At 60.5% G+C, this 18,055-nt stretch carries 12 protein-coding genes; 10 read left to right on the top strand and 2 right to left on the bottom strand.

What is annotated here, in order from left to right:
* The first annotated feature begins 92 nt into the window (after positions 1 to 92).
* The 6 genes from R3C19_15850 (at position 93) to R3C19_15825 (ending at position 7,664) form a co-directional block, all read left to right on the top strand.
* A complete protein-coding gene (locus R3C19_15850; protein MEZ6061820.1) occupies positions 93 to 599 on the top strand; it encodes a hypothetical protein in 507 nt (168 codons plus the stop codon).
* The gene (locus R3C19_15845) at positions 596 to 1,915 is read left to right on the top strand and encodes a prepilin-type N-terminal cleavage/methylation domain-containing protein (GenBank protein MEZ6061819.1); all 1,320 of its coding nucleotides are present in this window, start codon (positions 596 to 598) and stop codon (positions 1,913 to 1,915) included. The genes R3C19_15850 and R3C19_15845 overlap by 4 nt, the downstream gene beginning before the upstream one ends.
* A gap of 113 nt (positions 1,916 to 2,028) precedes the next feature.
* Positions 2,029 to 3,663 carry a type II secretion system protein GspK gene (locus R3C19_15840; protein MEZ6061818.1) on the top strand — a complete coding sequence of 545 codons (1,635 nt, stop codon included), beginning with the start codon at positions 2,029 to 2,031 and terminating at the stop codon, positions 3,661 to 3,663.
* 64 nt (positions 3,664 to 3,727) lie between these two features.
* Positions 3,728 to 5,314: a hypothetical protein gene (locus R3C19_15835; GenBank protein MEZ6061817.1), complete on the top strand. Its 1,587-nt coding sequence runs from the start codon at positions 3,728 to 3,730 to the stop codon at positions 5,312 to 5,314.
* A gap of 411 nt (positions 5,315 to 5,725) precedes the next feature.
* Positions 5,726 to 6,193 carry a hypothetical protein gene (locus tag R3C19_15830; GenBank protein ID MEZ6061816.1) on the top strand — a complete coding sequence of 156 codons (468 nt, stop codon included), beginning with the start codon at positions 5,726 to 5,728 and terminating at the stop codon, positions 6,191 to 6,193.
* A gap of 268 nt (positions 6,194 to 6,461) precedes the next feature.
* Positions 6,462 to 7,664 carry a bile acid:sodium symporter family protein gene (locus tag R3C19_15825; GenBank protein MEZ6061815.1) on the top strand — a complete coding sequence of 401 codons (1,203 nt, stop codon included), beginning with the start codon at positions 6,462 to 6,464 and terminating at the stop codon, positions 7,662 to 7,664.
* Between the two features lie 424 nt (positions 7,665 to 8,088).
* On the opposite strand, the gene R3C19_15820 is transcribed toward R3C19_15825, so the two are convergent.
* Complete coding sequence (locus R3C19_15820; protein MEZ6061814.1) at positions 8,089 to 9,252, bottom strand: tetratricopeptide repeat protein; 1,164 nt, start codon at positions 9,250 to 9,252, stop codon at positions 8,089 to 8,091.
* 630 nt (positions 9,253 to 9,882) lie between these two features.
* On the opposite strand from R3C19_15820, the gene R3C19_15815 reads away from it, so the two are divergent.
* Positions 9,883 to 13,263, top strand: coding sequence for a hypothetical protein (locus R3C19_15815; GenBank protein MEZ6061813.1), 3,381 nt, complete (start codon positions 9,883 to 9,885; stop codon positions 13,261 to 13,263).
* A 112-nt stretch (positions 13,264 to 13,375) separates the two neighbouring features.
* Here R3C19_15815 and R3C19_15810 read toward each other — a convergent pair whose 3' ends face one another.
* A complete protein-coding gene (locus tag R3C19_15810; protein ID MEZ6061812.1) occupies positions 13,376 to 13,597 on the bottom strand; it encodes a hypothetical protein in 222 nt (73 codons plus the stop codon).
* A 203-nt stretch (positions 13,598 to 13,800) separates the two neighbouring features.
* Between R3C19_15810 and carB the strand changes: the two genes are divergently transcribed.
* The 3 genes from carB (at position 13,801) to R3C19_15795 (ending at position 17,969) form a co-directional block, all read left to right on the top strand.
* On the top strand, positions 13,801 to 17,058 hold the full coding sequence (gene carB / locus R3C19_15805; protein MEZ6061811.1) for a carbamoyl-phosphate synthase large subunit: 3,258 nt from the start codon (positions 13,801 to 13,803) through the stop codon (positions 17,056 to 17,058).
* 91 nt (positions 17,059 to 17,149) lie between these two features.
* Positions 17,150 to 17,311: a GxxExxY protein gene (locus R3C19_15800; GenBank protein ID MEZ6061810.1), complete on the top strand. Its 162-nt coding sequence runs from the start codon at positions 17,150 to 17,152 to the stop codon at positions 17,309 to 17,311.
* A 280-nt stretch (positions 17,312 to 17,591) separates the two neighbouring features.
* Positions 17,592 to 17,969, top strand: coding sequence for a GxxExxY protein (locus R3C19_15795; protein MEZ6061809.1), 378 nt, complete (start codon positions 17,592 to 17,594; stop codon positions 17,967 to 17,969).
* The last annotated feature ends 86 nt before the right edge of the window (positions 17,970 to 18,055 follow it).

The following is an 18,055-nucleotide window of genomic DNA, read 5'->3' as shown; positions in this document are numbered from 1 at the left end:
GCTTTATACTGGCCGCGGCGAGCGCTGATACTTTTCGCACTTCTTCATGCCGCGAGCCAGAATACCTCAATTTGCCCCGCTCGGGGTATAGTTTGATTGAAGTCATTCTGGCAACAGCGATCCTGATGGGCAGCGTCGTGGTCCTGGCGCGGCTGGCGTCGATGGGGCGAAGTCAGGCGAACAGGGCGGCACTGAATTCGGAGGCTCAACAGCTTTGCGAAACCACGCTGAACGAAATCCTGCTGGGACTGCGACCATCCGATCCGGTTGAAGGCGAACCGCTGCTGCCCGTCGCGCCGCTGATTTCGGACGTCGAAACCGAACTGCTGCCGACCGAAAGTCCGTTCGAAAACAGTTCACGCGGATCTCGTCCGGTGGCTGATGAAACGCCCGACTGGATCTATTCGGTTCGCACGGCTCCTGTCAACGATATGCCGGAACTGCTGACGCTGACCGTTGCGGTGACAAGAACCGACTCGCCCACGGAACGGCCGGTGAGTTTCATGCTGACGCGATGGGTGCTGTCCGAGACAGTCGAGACCGAAACGAATACGTCCTTCGGACAGGAAGAGCTGATGCGGGAGGCGCCGTTTCCATGAACACGCCGCCTTTCGTCCACAACCCGTGTGACGCGGCCATTACCGCGCGAAACTGCGCTGTGCGCAACATCACCGCGCGAAACAGCGCTGCGATTCCCGTTCGCGCGGACAGACGTCGCTGGGAGAACTCGCGAACTGCTGGTTACACGCTGCTGGAAATGCTGATCGCGATGGTGCTGGTGTCGGCTCTGATGTCGGCCGTGTGGGGCCTGATGTCCATGTACAACGGCCTGCTGACGGCCGGAACCGCTCAGACAACCGAACAGCAGCTTGTCCGTTCGCTGTTCCGAATCGTCGCTGACGATCTGAACGCCGCGGGAACCGGACGTGCCGATGTCGGTCTGATCGAAACCAACAGCGATGGTGCGACGGTGAGCGGCATTGCAGCGGACAGCGTCGGCTTCGATTCGGGTGAACCGGGCTTCTCCGGTTTTGATGCCGTCGCGATGTCCGATCCGTTTGCCGCCGGTTTGACATCCGCGCGCGTCGAAGTGCCCGGCACCGTGTCCGTGCATGGAACGGTGTCGGCGCTGCGTCTTTCAATTCGGCAAGCGCCGCTGCAAGCCGCGGAACCTCTGTCTGACATCGACCTGTTGACACAGCTTGGCGGCGGGTCGGATCTCCGGACGGACGACAGCCCCGATGGCATCGCTGCCGATGTGCCGGAATTTCAGACGGTCGTTTATCAGTTCCAGCCATTCGGGCAGTCGGAAGCAGGGACGTCGCTGGCTCCCGGCTTGTATCGCATTCAGGCTGACAGCTCGAAGCTTCTGGCTGCGGTCGCCGACCAGTCGACAGCGGAACGCAATCAGGCCGGCAATGCGGTCGAAATCACTCGCAGCACACTGGATGCGCTGTTGTATCCGCCGGCTGATTCGCTGACCGATACCGAGTCGCTGCGGGCCGCGGCAGTCTCGACGCCGCCGAGTGTCGAATGGATTCCCGAAGTTGTCGGTTGCCGGTTTGCGTACTTCGACGGCAGCACGTGGTCCGCCGAATGGACGGACGCCGACGCGTTTCGCACGCTGGCTGCGATCCGCGTCGAATTTGATCTTGTCAACGCGAACGAACTGGAATTGATCCGCGCCGCCTTTCCCGGGCAGGTCGATTCCGGTTATCCACTGTCGCCGATGAACGATCGTTCCGCGCCGGACGTCACGAGGCGATCAACGTCGGTGCGCGATTCTGCTTCCGCGGCTCCCCTGGCGGCAATCAGGCCGCGATTTCACAGTCGAATCATCCTGATGAATGCGTCCGTCCTGCCGGTTGCGAACAATGCCGGATCGGTTTCGTTCGGTGAGGAGCTGCTGCCATGAAAGCACAGCGATCCGATTGGCGCCGCGATGACAATTGCCGAGCCGCAGTTGCGCCCCAACGTTCCGTGCTGCGGCGTCGCGAAGTCCACCCACATGCGGAACGGCGCGGGATCGTGCTGATCATTGTGCTGGTTGTGGTCGTCATGGTCGCGTTGGCGGGTTTCGGATTTCTGGCTGACATGACGACGGAGTACGAAGCCGCGAAAATCAGCGGCGATCTGCTGCAGGCTCAACAGACGATGGCCAGTGCGGAATCCTTTCTGACGGCGCACACCGAACGGATCGCAGCGGGGCTGACTTCCGAGCAGTCCGTTGCTGCCGGCTTCTCTTCCACGTCGCAGATGTCGGCGGATGGAATCGGCGGCAGCGGTTTTCGATCCCGAGTCGTCGCTCCATTGCAGTCGGATCGGCAGCCTCGCGAATCATCGTTCGGCGAAACAGGCACCGTTGACAGTTGGCGATTCTCTGTCGTCAAGCGAATGCCCGCGCCAGCCACAACGATCAGTGATATTCTTCCGCTTGAATCGCCCGGCGACTACGGCGTCGACGCGTTGTCACCGTCACTGGAATTCGGTCTGCAGAACGAATCCGCGAAGCTGCATCTGGGGACGCTTCTGCAGCGGGATGAATCCATTCCGGGCTCCGGACGCACAGCGCTGATGCAGTTTCCGGGAATGAACGAACAGGCTGCGGACGCGATTCTCGACTGGCTCGACGCCGACGACGAACCTCGCGAATTTGGCGCCGAAGCGGACTACTATCAGCGGCTGAATCCGCCCTATCGTCCGAGAAATGACGTCCCGCTGTCGCTGCAGGAGCTTCTGTTCGTGAAGGGTGTTCGCCGTCAGATGTTCTATGGTTCGGCGGCGCTGCCGGAGACCATCGATCGCGACGAAGCCATCGCGTGGGAAGACCTGCTGACCGTTCACAGCGCGGAACGAAATGTTTCCGGCGACGGTTTGCCGCGGCTGAATCTGAACGACAGCACAACCACGGATCTGGCGGCATTCGAAGCGCAGCTGGCTCCGATTCTGACCGACGAACTGGCTCGCTTCATTCGACTGGTACGGATGTACGGCGTTGTGTATTCGACGTCGGCGGGCGTCTCACCGTTGGCGGTTGATGTGTCGCCGAGTACCGCGACTTCGTTCTTTCCGATTACTGACCTGTCGGACCTGGTGGATTCCGCAGTACAGCTTCCTTCTTCGTCCGGAGGTGTTCTGGTCAACAGTCCGCTGAAGAGCGACAGTGCGGAATTTGCCGAATGGCTGCGAATCCTGGAAGACCGCACGTCAACCGATTCTTCCCGCGTTCTGACAGGGCGAATCAACATCCATCTGGCGTCGGAGCGTGTGCTGCGGACTCTGTTCGAAGACCCCGCGATCGCAGCGCAGGTTGTGCAGCAGCGAGCCACGCTGTCGGAGAGCGAACGGCTGTCGACGGCGTGGCTGCTGACTCGCCGCGTCATCGACGTGCCGACGTATCGGCAGATTCACCGCGACATTACGACGAGGGGAGACGTTCATTCCGCGCAGATCGTGGTGTTTCGACTGATCGGCGGGCCAATACTGCGCCGCAAAGTGATAATCGATGCTGCCAATCAACCGGCCAGAGTCGTAGACTGGACGGACCTGACGGGGCACGGCCTGACGGTTCCGCTTTTCGAATTGCATTCACCGCTGAACGAGCCGATGTCGGATGTGGAATCGAGTTCCTTTGGCTCGCGGTTCGAAGGCCGCAGCCCGTGATTGACGATGCAGGAAAATTCTCTGTGACGACTCCGGCAGCGATCAACAGCCGGACGGGTGACCCATGAGCAGACTTCTGGCAGTTTCCTGGAACGCGGGACACCTTCGCTTTGTTTTCGCAAAGTCGGAGAAGAACGGGTCGCTGCGCGTTCTGTCTGCCGGTCGCCGGGCACTATCAGCGGACGACGACCAGGCCGCGCCGAACATCGCCGTAAAGATTCAGGAACTGATCGGCGAACTGAAGGCTGGTCGATCCAGGCTGCTGCTGTGCCTGAACCGCGGCATGATCGATGCCGCGACGTTTGCCGTGCCGCCGGCGACGGACGATGAACTGCCCGTCATCGTCAACAACCTGGCTCAGCGGGAATTGCCGGGATTGTCCGCCGACGGCGTTATCGATTATGTGGCTCTTCCACCCGACGAACACGGATCTCGAAACGTGATCGCGATGGCGCTGCATGCGGGCGATATTCGATCCGTCACCGATATCGTCAGCGCCGCGGGATCGGAGAAGTGTCAGGCCATCCTGGCGACGTGTTCGCTGCGAATCTTCGCTTCGCCGAAATCGGAAGGCGATCACACGGCGTCGCTGGTAATCAGCAGCGGCGATGAGACGGCTCAGATACTGGCGGTGCAGGACGACCTGCCGATCCTGACTCGCACGATCCGGCTTCCCCCGGAAATGAAACCCGCCGACAGAGTCAGTTTTGTCGCGTCCGAAGTCACGCGGACGCTGCTGTCCGATTCCCGATTCGCGGATCAGACAACCGAATTGTCGGAGGTTGTTGTCGTCGGATCGGAAATCGAAGCTGCGCCGCTGATCAACGAATTTCAGGGACAGTTCCCGTTTGAGATTCGACGCGTTTCGACGCGTTCGCTGATCGACGGTGACGCAGGTGAAGCGTCGATGTGCGCCTTCGCGCCGCTGGTTGCCGCGCTGAAGGAGGAGGCTCTGAATCGCCGGCCAGCGATTGATTTCCTGAATCCGCGCCGACCGCCGCCGCCGGCAAGGCTGCGGAACCGAATTCTGGCCGCCGCGACGGTCGCCGCGCTGCTTGTCGGCTGCGGCTGGTACTACGTGCATTCCACGTTCGCTGAGTTGCAGCAGGAGAATACTTCGCTGAAAAGCCGCCTGGCCGAACTCGATGAACTCGTCGGCGAAACGCGAGCGAAGCGGAATCGTGCCAGGGTGCTGGATGCGTGGCAGAAGTCGCGACTGTGCTGGCTGGACGAACTTCGCGATATCACGGTCCGCATGCCGTCCAGCCCGCAGCTTGCCGTCCAGCAATTTTCCGCGACGTCGTCGGGTTCGGGCTTTGTCGTCTCGTTTCAGGGGACCAGCCGGTCACCGGAAGCCGTGCGACAGATGGAAGACAGCTTTCGCGACCAATACCACGAACTGAGAACTCCCGGCATTCGGGAACGGACCGACGGAAAGCAAAGCGTCTGGGATTTTCAGACGACGATGCAGGTCAGGAGCCGGCCCAAAGATCGCTACCTCGCCGTCGACCGCACGACTCGCAACGCGGCGCCGGCGGGTGACCGTTCTTCCGACGAACCGACTTCCGCCGAACCCCCGGATTCGGCGACGGCCGCTGCGGTTCTGGCAGGTGCTCCGGCAACGGCTGATTCGAAGGAGCCGCAGCCGTGAAACTGACACGCCAACAATTGCTGCTGGGTGCGCTGATCCTGACTGCCGTCGTCCGCGCGGGAGACTATGTTTTGTCTTCCGTGATTCAGGGTCCGCTGCGTGAGTTGGAAGGGGAGAACAACGAACTGCGGGAAGAAATCAAGAACCGCGAAGCTCTGCTGGCCGAAGCTCGGGAAGCCGGAAAACAGATTGAACTTCTGCAGCAGCGATCGCTGCCGGATGCCACGGAAACCGCTCGGTCCCTGTACCGCAACTGGCTGCTGCAGACGGTCCGCACGGCCAAACTTCGCAACGCCGTCGTCGATTCCGGTGCTCCGGCGAATCGCCGCGGCCTGTATCGCACCATGCCGTTCAATGTTCAGGCACGCGGTTCACTAAGCCAGATCACGACGGCGGCTGTACGACTTCGAAATGTCCGGCCAGCTTCATCGGATTGTCAGTCTGCGGCTGATGCCGGTCGCTTCCAGCGGTCAGTTCGATCTGTCGATGTCCGTCGAAGCGGTCATTATTCCCGGCACGCAGCGTCAGACGCTGACCAAAGCGGCTTCCGGAATGATGGCGTTCCCGTCGCGGTCCTCCTACGACGTGATCGCGCGCGACAACGTGTTTGGTGTGGGCCTCAATCAGCAGGACCCGATGAAGCTGACGATTCTGAGCGCCGTGACGTTCCGCAACGGGAAACCGACAGCATGGATCACCGAACAGATTGATAACCGAGTCCATCAATTGGCGCCGGGAACGGAATTCGAAACGCCTGCGATGAACGGCCGCGTGATTGACGTCGATGACCGGTCCGTCACGATCGAATCGGGCGAGCAGCGATTGAGAATGTCCATCGGGCAAAGCTTCGCCGACGCCGTTGCCGCGCCGGAGTCATAGAGAATGCCGCTCAGGAACCGGTCGTCCGACCGGAATCCGGCGTCGTGGATTGTTCCTGGCTGCGGTATGCGTCGCACTGACGGCAGCTTCGATTGAAACCCGCCGCGCGTTACGATTTCCGTCAGCCGCAATTCTTAGCGGCCCTGTACGAATCTCGCTGCGGTTCGCTGCACCACCCCCGTTCGCTGCGACTCGCGTCTGCCGAAATATTTTGGCCCGCAGCGATCCCTGCAAAGACACTTTCGCAACCATTCCGGGACGGCAGTCAATGTCAGACCGAACAACGGACTCCGCGGACTATGAATCGACTTCCGTTCGCAGGGCGACAATGTTGGCCGGAACAGGACTGCTGGCCGCAGCGTTCGTGTCTGCGGCGATCCTGACTGTGTCCCTGGCGTCGGGTCGAACTTCATGGGTCGCACCGTCACTGACCGGCATGGCGATCAGCCTGGCTGTGGCATCGTCTGTTCTGCCGCGTCTGCGTCCAAAGTCGTTCACGATCTGGACGATCGCCACCGTTATCCTGGGAATGTCGTACCCGGCATGGTTTATCGGCATCGGCGACTTTGAGTTTACCAGGCTGTTCGTGCCGATCCTTCAGGTCATCATGTTCGGCATGGGCACAACGTTAAGCATCGCCGACTTTGCTCGCGTGGCCAGAATGCCGTGGGGTATTCTGGTGGGAGTCACGTGCCAGTTCAGCATCATGCCGATGGTCGGGTTCCTTCTGGCGCATGCCATGGGGCTGCCTCCGGAAATCGCCGCAGGGATGATTCTGGTGGGAGTGTCTCCCAGCGGTCTGGCGTCTAACGTGATGTCCTATATTGCAAAGGCAAATGTCGCGATGTCTGTGACCATGACAGCGGCAACCACGCTCATCGCGCCGATCCTGACACCTGTGCTGATGCACCTGCTGGCCGGAGAAATGATTGCCATTGACGTTCCGGCGATGATGCTCAGCATGGCGAAGATCGTGCTGATTCCGGTCCTGGGTGGTCTGGTGTTTCATCACCTGTTCTACCATCGCTTTCACTGGCTGGACCGGGTCATGCCGCTGATTTCCATGACGGGAATCATTGTGCTGACCGTGCTGACGGTCGCCACCGGCCGCGACAATCTGATGCAGATGGGACTGCTGCTGATCGGTGCCTGTCTGCTGCACTGCGTGGCCGGCTTCACTTTGGGATACGTTGTTTGCCGCCTGCTGGATCTGGATCTGCAGACCTGCCGAACGATCTCGCTGGAAGTCGGCCTTCAGAACGCAGGCCTGGCCTCCGGACTCGCCAAAGAACTTAACAGAGTCGCAACACTGGGACTGGCGCCAATCGTGTTCGGGCCGGTCATGAACACCGTCGCGTCAATCATCGCCAACTGGTGGAGAACACATCCGGTGCCGTCACCGCATTCGCTTTCGGCGGAAGTTTCCCGCACGGAAGATTCCGATTCCGAACCCGTACACGCCGCGAAATAATCGCCCGTCAAAGGCGATGCGACGAAAGCTGATGTGAGATCAACGCGTGGAAATCCAAAGCGATGTCGGAACATCGCACTCCAGGACAGGGGCTCGGCAAAGCAGTTTTGGAGTGCGGCGACTCGTCGCCGCTTTCGATTCCAGACAGTCTGCGATTTCGGGTAATTCGAACGATTGCCCGCGATGCGACGATGCCGGGAAATCCAAAGCGATGCCGGAACATCGCACTCCAAAACAGCGGCTCGGCAAAAGCGGTTTTGGAGTGCGGCGACTCGTCGTCGCTTTCGGTTTCACACCGTCTGTGATTTCAGGTAATTCGAACGATGGCCCGCGACGCAACGATTCGTCGGAATCCAAAGCGATGCCGGAACATCGCACTCCAGGGCGCGGACAGCGCGGATGTCTCAGTGTCGTCGGATAGCTGTCAGTCGCGGATCGGCTTGCCGGACAGGATAAGTTCCTGGTGAGCCTTCAGCGGTGCTCGCCTGTCTTCCGGCGCTTTTTCGATGGCGGTGGTGATCCACTGACCGGCATTCTTGAAATCGCCGGCCTCTGCCGACGCGGCGGCCAGCGTGTCGAGCGCGTTCCAGTTTTCGTATTGCGTCATTTCGCAGGCCTTCTTTGCCATGGCAACGGCTTCGGCAGGATTGCGAATGCTGTTGTCCTTTGCCGTGGCGAGTACCCAGCCCAGGTCATTGACCGGTTCAAAGTTCAGCGGATTCTTCTGCATGGCGGTTTTCAGATCCTGGATGGCGTCCGCGTACTTTCCGGACATGCGGTAAGCGTACGCTCGATTGCCGTAGGCGTCGGTGTAGGACGGATCAATCTTCAGCGCCGCACTGAAATCAGCGATCGCCTGCTGCGTGTTGCCCTGCTTCTGACGCACGACGCCGCGGTTGTTGAGAGCCTCCGGGTATTCCGGATTCAGCGCCAGCGCGGCTTCGATGTCCTTAACGGCGGGGTCGAACTGTTCCGTGGCGATGTATGCCAGCGCGCGGTTGTTCAGCGCCAGGAAGTGCTTCGCATCGATCGACAGGGCTCGCGAAAAGTCCGCGATGGCCCGTTGGAAATCCTTTTTCAGATAATGGGCCTGACCGCGATTGTTGAAGGCTCCGGCGTTGCGAGGTTCCTTCGCCAGGCACTGCGTGAAGTCCGCGATCGCCTTGTCGTAATCATCGTGAGCCAGCCACGCCACGCCTCGCAGATGAAAGTTTTCCGCCGTCGGGCTTTCGTTCAGACGCGTGGACGTTTCCTGAATGGCGGTCGCCAGCGGAACGGTCTGCCGGTCCCACATCCAGCCCTGCTTTTCGTTGATCCACAACCATTCGCCGTTGACCAGCGACACGGTGAACACTTCGCCCAGATACGCGCGCCACACAACGGCTTTCGGCGTTTTCAGTTCCGCTCCGGCCGTGGTGACCAGAACCTTCGTTCCGACCCGAGGATCGCTGGCGGTGGTTTGAGGCTCCGGCTCCGGTTCCACGGCAACACAATTTGCAGCGAACCAGGCGCACGCAACGGCGACCAGCAGCGAGTTCAAGAATACAGACAACGAAAGGAACGAACCGCGGCGGGAATCCAGGAGCATCTCGACAAATCCAATGATTGAACGGTAATGAAATCTGGCGGACGACTGCGGAATCGCCCTCGCCAGTCCGTGCGATGGAACGCGTCGCCGAAAATGACGGGGCGGCGAACACGCGGTACCGGCGCCGCGTGCAAACTCTACACGGCAAACGGTTCCGGGCCACGATTCTAGTCACCCGGCGCATGGAATGCTTCGGTCTGAGTGCCGCTGACGACAAATTGCTGACGGTCAACGGTCAGAGAAGCTGCGATGGTCAGCGAAGCCACGCCGCGTTCGTCCCGGCAGTGTTTGCGCAATCGGAATCGATCACGGAAATTGCGCCGTCGACGCAGACTCGAAAACCCGAACGCTGATCTTCGGATCATTCACCGTTCGCGACGAAGGGTGGTAAACCCGGCAAGTCGCGAGTCAACAAATCGCGTCGGCTGACGGAATGCCGGCGGTCTGACGTGTCACGGATCGGCTGCGATGGCCGATGAAAGTGTGGCACCAATTCGCGCGGAACGAACACGCCATTTCGCGCGCCGACCGAACTTCGGCGCAGCGGGTTCGGTTCTCGTGAGGTTCCCGCAACGTTCGTTCAGTGCCGCTCGCCCGGTGATTCGGCGGGATGAGATTGGAAGGAATACGATGGGCAAGTCGTCGACATCGGAAGAACAGGTCGCAGTGAAGCTGAAAGCGGAGTCCGTCATTCCGCCTGCCGCGGCACCGCCGTTGTCGAGCCGTGCCAGGTGGATTCGACGACTGATCTACGTGGCGATGTTGGTGCTGTTCCTGCCGACGCTGCTGACAGTGTCGGGCTTCCTCCCGTCGGTGTTGAAAGCGGTGCACCCGCGTCTGGCCGGTGTGACTCGATTCGATTCCGCGGTGCTGCACTGGTGGAGTCCCGTTGAAATTCGCGGGCTGGTGATTTCCGATGCCACCGCCGCTGTTCCGGACGCGGTTCCCGCAGCCAGCGTCGGAAAAGCAGTGACAGCGAATTCCGCGGACCGGTTGTCGGCCGACTTGCTGAAAGCGGAATCCGTTGTCACGCGGCAGCCGTTATGGCGTCTGGCGATGAATCTGGGACGCGGAGCGGAAGTCGTTGTTCAGCGACCGGAATTGAATCTTGTTGTTCGCGACGGGCGGACCAACCTGGAAACCACGCTGCTGCAGGTGTTTGGAGAATCCGACAGTTCGAACACTCAGGGCTTTCCGGTTTCAGTGGAATTCGTAGATGGCCGCGTGACACTTCAATCGGCTGACGACGCTTTCGCCGGTGCGACGCTTGCCGGAATCAGCGGACATTTTTCGACGACCGGGAACCTCTCGGAACTTCCCGACGTGGCACTGGTCGCCAGCCTGGGAAATGACCACCGTGCTCCCGTTGGCGCGGCGGACGATCGGTTCACGGCGGAAAGCCGTCGCAACGGAGTCAACCCCCGCATCGCCGCGACGCTTGACGAACTGGCGGCCGATTTCCCGCTGCAGCCGTTCGACGACCCGGCCGATGACGCTGCGGCGAGCAATTCCGGAACCGACACCGGTCTTCAGAATTCGCCGGCGATCAGTGTGCGGATGAAGCCCGCGTCGGACGACGGCACGGCCGGTCAGATTGCCGTCGACACACAGTGGCTGGCTCTGACGGAACTGCAGCCGCTGATCGACCGTGTTCTTCCGGGAACGCGATGCTCCGGGAACGTGTCGTGTCGGATGCAGGTCAGGATGCTGGGTTCGACGCTCAGCGACGGGATTGCCGGACGACTGCAGGTCGCGGGCCGTGATGTGCGGTGGAGTGATCCGTCGTGGGCCGACGGCGAATTTCTGAGTCTCGATCGCTGTTCGATGAACGGAGCGGTCGCAATTGCCGAAGACGGAATCGTGCTGAATCAACTGCGGCTGCAGAGTTCCGTGGCGGAGTTTTCCGGATCAGGCGAAGTGCAGATCGCGAAGTCCGATCCGTTGCTGAACATCATCAAGTCGGCTGATCGCACGGGGACAGCAGACTCCGCGCAGGCCGTCACTGACGCGGAAGCGGCGTCCGCGGGGCAGGTGGTTCTTCAGGGGCGAGTCGACGTCGCGGAACTGTCGTCGATGCTGCCGAAGACACTGCTGCTGCGGCCCGGCATCACGATCAGCGAAGGCGCCGTTCGATTTGCCGTGAAGGTGAATCGTGATTCCGCAGCCGCCGGAACGAAGTTCGACGCCGAATCGCTGCGGTGGCAGGCGGCGGTGGAAACAACACCGATCCAGGCGGTTGACAACGGCCGGCGGCTGAACTGGGACTCCCCGATTCGCGCGGACGCGGTCGGTCGGTGTTCGCCGTCATCGTGGTCGCTCGACAGGTCGCGACTGACCGGCAACTTCGGCACCGTGACCATCGATCCGATTGACCGGCAGCAGATTGACCGCGGCCTGGCCGTGGCCGGGACAGTCAATCCGGATCGATTGTGGCAGGACGTCAGCCAACTGCTGGACGTTCCTCGCCCCGGCATCACCAGCGACGTCGACATTCAGGCCACGATCGCCACAGCGCCGGGACGCGTGAGACTGGCGGACGTCTTGCTGAAATCCGGTTCGCTTCTCGTCAGCAGCCCGCGACTGGTGGTATCGTCGCAGGCTTCGATCGTCGACATGTTTTCCGGCAGTCTGCACGTCGAAGGCAGCGGCGCGGCGCTGCGGACTCTGGTGGCTCCGTGGCACTCCGCCGACTGGCTGGCTCCGGGCTCGCAGGTGACCGCCGATCTGCTGGGCGAACCGGATCAGTTGCTGCACCTGCAGGCTCAGATTCAGCCGCCGACGGCAGCGTTTCGCGAAGCTTCCGTGTACCGCACGATCTCTTCGACTGCCTCTGCGACCGCGGTTCCCGCACCGTCGTCGTTCGTGATTGATCAGGCGACTGTCGACCTGCAACTGGCGATTGATGAATCCGGCGCGGCGTTTCAGATTCACAACGGACGAGTGGACGTTCCCGGTCTGAAGGCAATCGTGAACGGACTGCTGACGACTCCCGGCGGCGTGCTTCAAACCGACCTGACCGTCGACGCGGACTATGACCTGGACGTCCTGTCTCGCCGCTTGCTGCAGGATCCGGAACAGAACATCCAACTCTCCGGCACCGGACACGATCAGTTCCGAATCACCGGAGCACCGTCGCTGCTGACACCGGGCGACGTTGCCCGGTCACAGGCGAATTCGGCAGGTTCCGGCCTGACGCCCCTGACGGCCAGCGGATCGATCGCGTGGGCCAGCGGGCGTCTGTACGGTCTGCCGCTGGGGCCGGGCACCGCCGTGGCGACTCTGGAAAACGGCCAGCTTCGCACGGAGCCGATTCATTGTTCCATCAGTACCGGTGAAGCTCACGTGCTGCCACTGTATGACCTGACAACGTCGCAACTGCAACTGGCGACCGGCAGTCGTGTGGAAAACATCGACGTGACTCAGGAACTGACCAGAGAATGGCTGGGCTACGTCGCGCCGCTGCTGTCCGACGCGGCTCAGGTGCATGGAAGTTTCTCCGCGCGAGTCCACCGGTTTCTGTATGACCTGAACCGCCCTGAAGCCAGCACGATTCAGGCCGTGCTGACCGTTCACAGCGCGACGGCCAGTCCGGGTTCGTCGCTGGCGTCGCTGTTGCAGGCCGTGGAACTCGTTCAGCCCGGCAAGTCTCTGGTGCGAGACATCACGATGCCGGCTCAGGACATCGCCTTCGAACTCCGCGACGGCATGATTGTTCACGACAGCGCGGTCCTGGAACTGGCCGGTTACCAGCTTCGCAGCAGTGGTGGAGTCGGCCTGAATCACCAGATCCAGGTCAGTCTGGACGTGCCGCTGGAACGTTCGCAGGGACAGTCGTCCGGAACAGCTCGAACGGTGACCGTGCCCGTGACGGGAACGATCGGCCAGCCTCAGATCGACACAGCGGGCCTGGTTCAAAACCTTGGTGCCGGGCGGATTCAGCAGGAGCTGGACAAGCGAATCAACGGCCAGTTGGATCAGCAGTTGAACAAGCTGTTCGACAAAATCCGCTGACCGAAATCCGCCGACACCATCAGAAAGCCGTGTACCGTGGCGCCGCCTCCGGCCCCGCGTCTCTGGACTCTCGTCTCTCGTCTCTGGACTCTCGTCTGCGGCCTCCGGCCTCTCACCCGCCGGTTCGGCGATGCGTGACGGTGGGTTTCTGCGACGTGACCTGGCCGTGCTTTTCCTGCACCCCGGCGGTCAGCACCTTCCTGGCGCGCGGCACAGCGGAATCGGCTTTCTTCGCCGACTTGTTGACTTCGCGACGGCGCGCGGCTTCGGCCAGCTTCTGTTTTGCGACTCGGCGCTCGCGTTCTTTTTGCTTTTGTTGCTTGTTCTTCGCCATGGACAGCTCCTGAGAATTCCTGACCCGCCGGAAGTGTATCGAAACGGCGGACGCCGTCGATACATTCCGAAAAGCTTCCGGAAATCATCACAATTGAGAGCCTCCGCCAGGGGAATTCACGCTTCTTGATCGCTCGGGATTAGCTGCTACCCTTCGCGAAATTTTGCGCGGTTCGCCGCTGAAAACCCGAAGGATTCCCGATCGTGCCACGGCGAGACGACATTCACAAGATCCTGATTATCGGTTCCGGTCCCATCGTGATCGGCCAGGCGTGCGAATTCGACTACTCGGGAACTCAGGCCTGCAAAGCGCTGCGGGAAGAAGGTTACGAGGTCGTGCTGGTGAATTCGAATCCGGCCACGATCATGACAGACCCCGACACCGCCGACCGCACTTACATCGAACCGATTACCTGGCAATACGTCGAAAAAATCATCGAGCGCGAACGTCCGGACGCGCTGCTGCCGACTCTGGGAGGCCAGACGGGCCTGAACACGGCGATGGACCTGGTGAAGCACGGCGTGCTGGAAAAATACGGCGTCGAAATGATCGCCGCCCGCCAGGACGTCATCAAAAAGGCGGAGGAACGCGAACTGTTCAAGGTCGCGATGCAGAAAATCGGCCTGGACGTTCCCCGCAGTCGCGTCGTTCACAACATGCAGGAAGCTCGCGAAGCCGTGCAGGAAATCGGCCTGCCGATCATTATTCGAGCCAGCTTTACTCTGGGAGGAACCGGCGGCGGCATCGCCTACAACGTCGATGAATTTGAAGGCAAGGTTCGCCACGGACTGGCGCTGTCACCCATCAACGAAGTGCTGCTGGAAGAATCGATTCTGGGCTGGAAAGAGTACGAAATGGAAGTGATGCGTGACCGCGCAGACAACGTGGTCATCATCTGCGCCATCGAAAACTTCGACCCGATGGGAGTCCACACCGGCGATTCCATCACGGTCGCTCCGGCTCAGACGCTGTCGGACAAGGAATACCAGCGGATGCGGGACGCGACGATCGCCTGCATGCGCGAAATCGGTGTCGAAACCGGCGGTTCCAACGTGCAGTTCGCCATCAATCCCGACGACGGCCGGATGGTGATTATCGAGATGAACCCGCGAGTCAGCCGGTCCAGCGCGCTGGCGTCCAAGGCCACCGGATTTCCCATTGCAAAGATCGCCGCAAAACTTGCCGTCGGCTATACGCTGGACGAAATTCCCAACGATATTACTCGCGAAACGCTGGCCTGCTTCGAACCCACAATCGACTACGTCGTCACGAAGATTCCTCGCTGGACGTTCGAGAAATTTCCCGAAGCCGATCCGACGCTGACCGTCCAGATGAAGTCCGTCGGCGAAACCATGGCCATCGGTCGTACGTTTCGGGAGTCCTTCCAGAAGGCTCTGCGCGGCCTGGAAATCGGCCACTTCGGACTCGGCGGAGGCAAGAAGGATCTGTGGGGCACCGATCGTCAGCCGGACCGCGATGAGATTCAAAGCAAGCTGTCGATTCCCAATGCGGATCGAGTCTTCTATTTGCGGTATGCTCTGAAGGCCGGTATGTCGGTTGAGGAAATCCACAATATCACCGACATCGATCCGTGGTTCCTTCGCAACCTGCAGCAGCTTGTCCAGATTGAAGACCGGATCCGCTCCGTCAGCAGACTGGAAGACGCCGGCCCCGAACTGATCCGGCTGGCCAAACAGAACGGATTCTCCGACGCTCAACTGGCGTGGTGGTGGGACACGTCGCAGATGGATGTTCGCCGGCACCGCAAATCGCTGGGCATCGAAGCCACGTTCAAACAGGTCGATACCTGCGCCGCGGAATTTGAAGCCTATACGCCGTATTACTATTCGACCTACGAACAGGAAGACGAAACTCCGGCAAAGAAGCCGGGCACTCGGCGGATCATGATTCTCGGCGGCGGGCCGAATCGCATCGGCCAGGGAATCGAATTCGACTACTGCTGCTGCCAGGCCGCGTTCGCTCTGAAGGAACTCGGCATCGAAAGCATCATGGTCAATTCCAATCCGGAAACCGTGTCGACCGATTACGACACATCCGACTATCTGTTCTTTGAACCACTGACGACGGAAGACGTGCTGAACATCTGCGACCGCATGCAGCCCGACGGTGTCATTGTGCAGTTCGGAGGTCAAACGCCGCTGAATCTGGCTCGCGGGCTGGAAGCGGCGGGCGTCAACGTCATCGGCACCAGCCCGGACATGATCGATGCCGCGGAAGACCGCGAACGGTTTCAGGCAATTCTGGAAAAGCTGCACCTGCGTCAGCCGCCCAACGGCATCGCCAGCAACATCGAAGCCGCGCGAGCCGCCGCGGATCGCATTGGCTTCCCTGTTCTGGTGCGTCCCAGCTACGTGCTGGGCGGTCGAGCGATGGAGATCTGCTACGACCAGGAATCGCTCGTCCGCTACATGACCGAAGCCGTGGATGTCTCGCCCGACAAACCTGTGCTGATCGACAAGTTTCTGGAAGATGCGATCGAAGTCGACGTCGACGCGATTTCCGACGGCGTCACTACCGTCGTCGGCGGCATTATGGAGCATATCGAAGAAGCGGGAGTCCACTCCGGTGATTCCGCCTGTGCGCTGCCTCCGCATTCGCTGCCGAAGCCGGTGCTCGACGAAATCCGCGTCGCCACTCACGCTCTGGCGAAGGAACTGGGTGTGAACGGCCTGATGAATATCCAGTTCGCCGTGAAAGTCACCGACCATCAGCACACGGTGTATATCCTGGAAGTCAACCCGCGAGCCAGCCGGACTTCGCCGTTCGTATCCAAAGCCATCGGCCGGTCGCTGGCACGCATCGCCGCAAAAGTTATGACCGGCGTTTCCCTTCGCGAACAGGGCGTGACGGAAGAAGTCATTCCCGAATACACGTCCGTCAAGGAAAGCGTGTTTCCGTTCAATCGCTTCACCGGCGTTGACATTGTGCTGGGGCCGGAAATGCGTTCAACCGGCGAAGTCATGGGAATCGACAGCCAGTTCGCCATGGCCTTCGCGAAATCGCAAACCGCAGCGGGAGCCAGGCTGCCGACGTCCGGCAAAGTCTTCATCAGCGTCGCCGCGACCGTGAAGGCCAGACTGATTGAACCTGCGCGGCGACTGAAGCAGCTCGGCTTCGAAATCGTCTGCACCAGCGGAACCGCGCGAGTCTTTGAAGACGCCGGCATCGTGGTGGAACGCGTCAAAAAGCTGAAGGAAGGCCGCCCGAACCTTCTGGACCTGATGGCCAACGGCGAAATTCAATTCATCCTGAACACACCCAGCGGCAAGGGTGCCCGTACGGACGAAGGCCGCATCCGAGCCGCCTCCGTCGCCCACGGCATCCCCTGCGTCACAACGCTTCCCGGCTGCCTCGCCGTCGTCGACGCCCTGGAAGCCATGGCCGCTCAGCCCGAACTGCAGGTCAAAAGCCTCCAGGAATGGGCCGCAGACCCGGCCTGAACGATCGTTTTCAATTCATGGGCCGCAGGCGGGCATGGTGATCTCACGGAGCCACTGAGGCACGGAGACGCATGAGAACGAGATTGGCACGTTGATCGTCGACCTCAATTCTGTTGAGACCGTTCACGCGGCTCACAAGAAGCAGGTGCTGACGTATCTCCGTCTGACGGGCCTGAAACCTGGGTATTTGCTGAACTTCGGCGAAGCTCTGATGAAAAGCGGCATCACGCGAATCGTCCACGGCGAACCATGAATCTCTCCGTGACTCCGTGCCTCCGTGAGAACCAACCAGTCCGAACTCATCCCACGCCAAGTGGCTTGCGAGTGTTGGGAATTCCTGGTGTGTTGGAAAACGACAGAAACCTGAGGCACGCAATTGTGTACCCATCTGGCTCTTCCTGTATTGTAAGTCGGCCAACAGAAGTACACTGTTACAGCCGGTCGCACATATTCCAGCCCCCTGAGCAGTGCTTCTCTGCCGGCAATCGGTTGCAGGCGGGCGGGTGATCTCACGGAGCCACTGAGGCACGGAGATGCATGAGAACGACATTGGCACCTTGATCGTCGATAGTGCAGTGCACTTGCACCGGGATCTGGGCTGGGCTGCTGGAGACGGTTTACGAAGTGACACTCGCCGCGATGCTGCGGAATCGAGGACTGTTCGTTCAGCGTCAGGTTCCGTTTCAATCGAATACCGGGGTCAGCGGTTCGATGAAGGTTTTCGAGCGGACTTGATCGTCGAGGGGAAAGTGATCGTCGAACTTAAATCTGTTGAAACCGTTCATCCGGCTCACAAGAAGCAGGTGCTGACGTATCTCCGTCTGACGGGCCTGAAACTTGGGTATTTGCTGAACTTCGGCGAAGCTCTGATGAAAAGCGGCATCACGCGAATCGTCCACGGCGAACTATGAGTCTCTCCGTGACTCCGTGCCTCCGTGAGAACCAACCAGTCCGAACAACGACCGAGCCAGGTCTTGTTCGAACTCATCCCACGCCG

The sequence above is a fragment of the Planctomycetaceae bacterium genome (assembly GCA_041398785.1).
GTDB lineage: Bacteria > Planctomycetota > Planctomycetia > Planctomycetales > Planctomycetaceae > JAWKUA01.
This window is presented reverse-complemented; position numbering and strand designations above follow the sequence as displayed.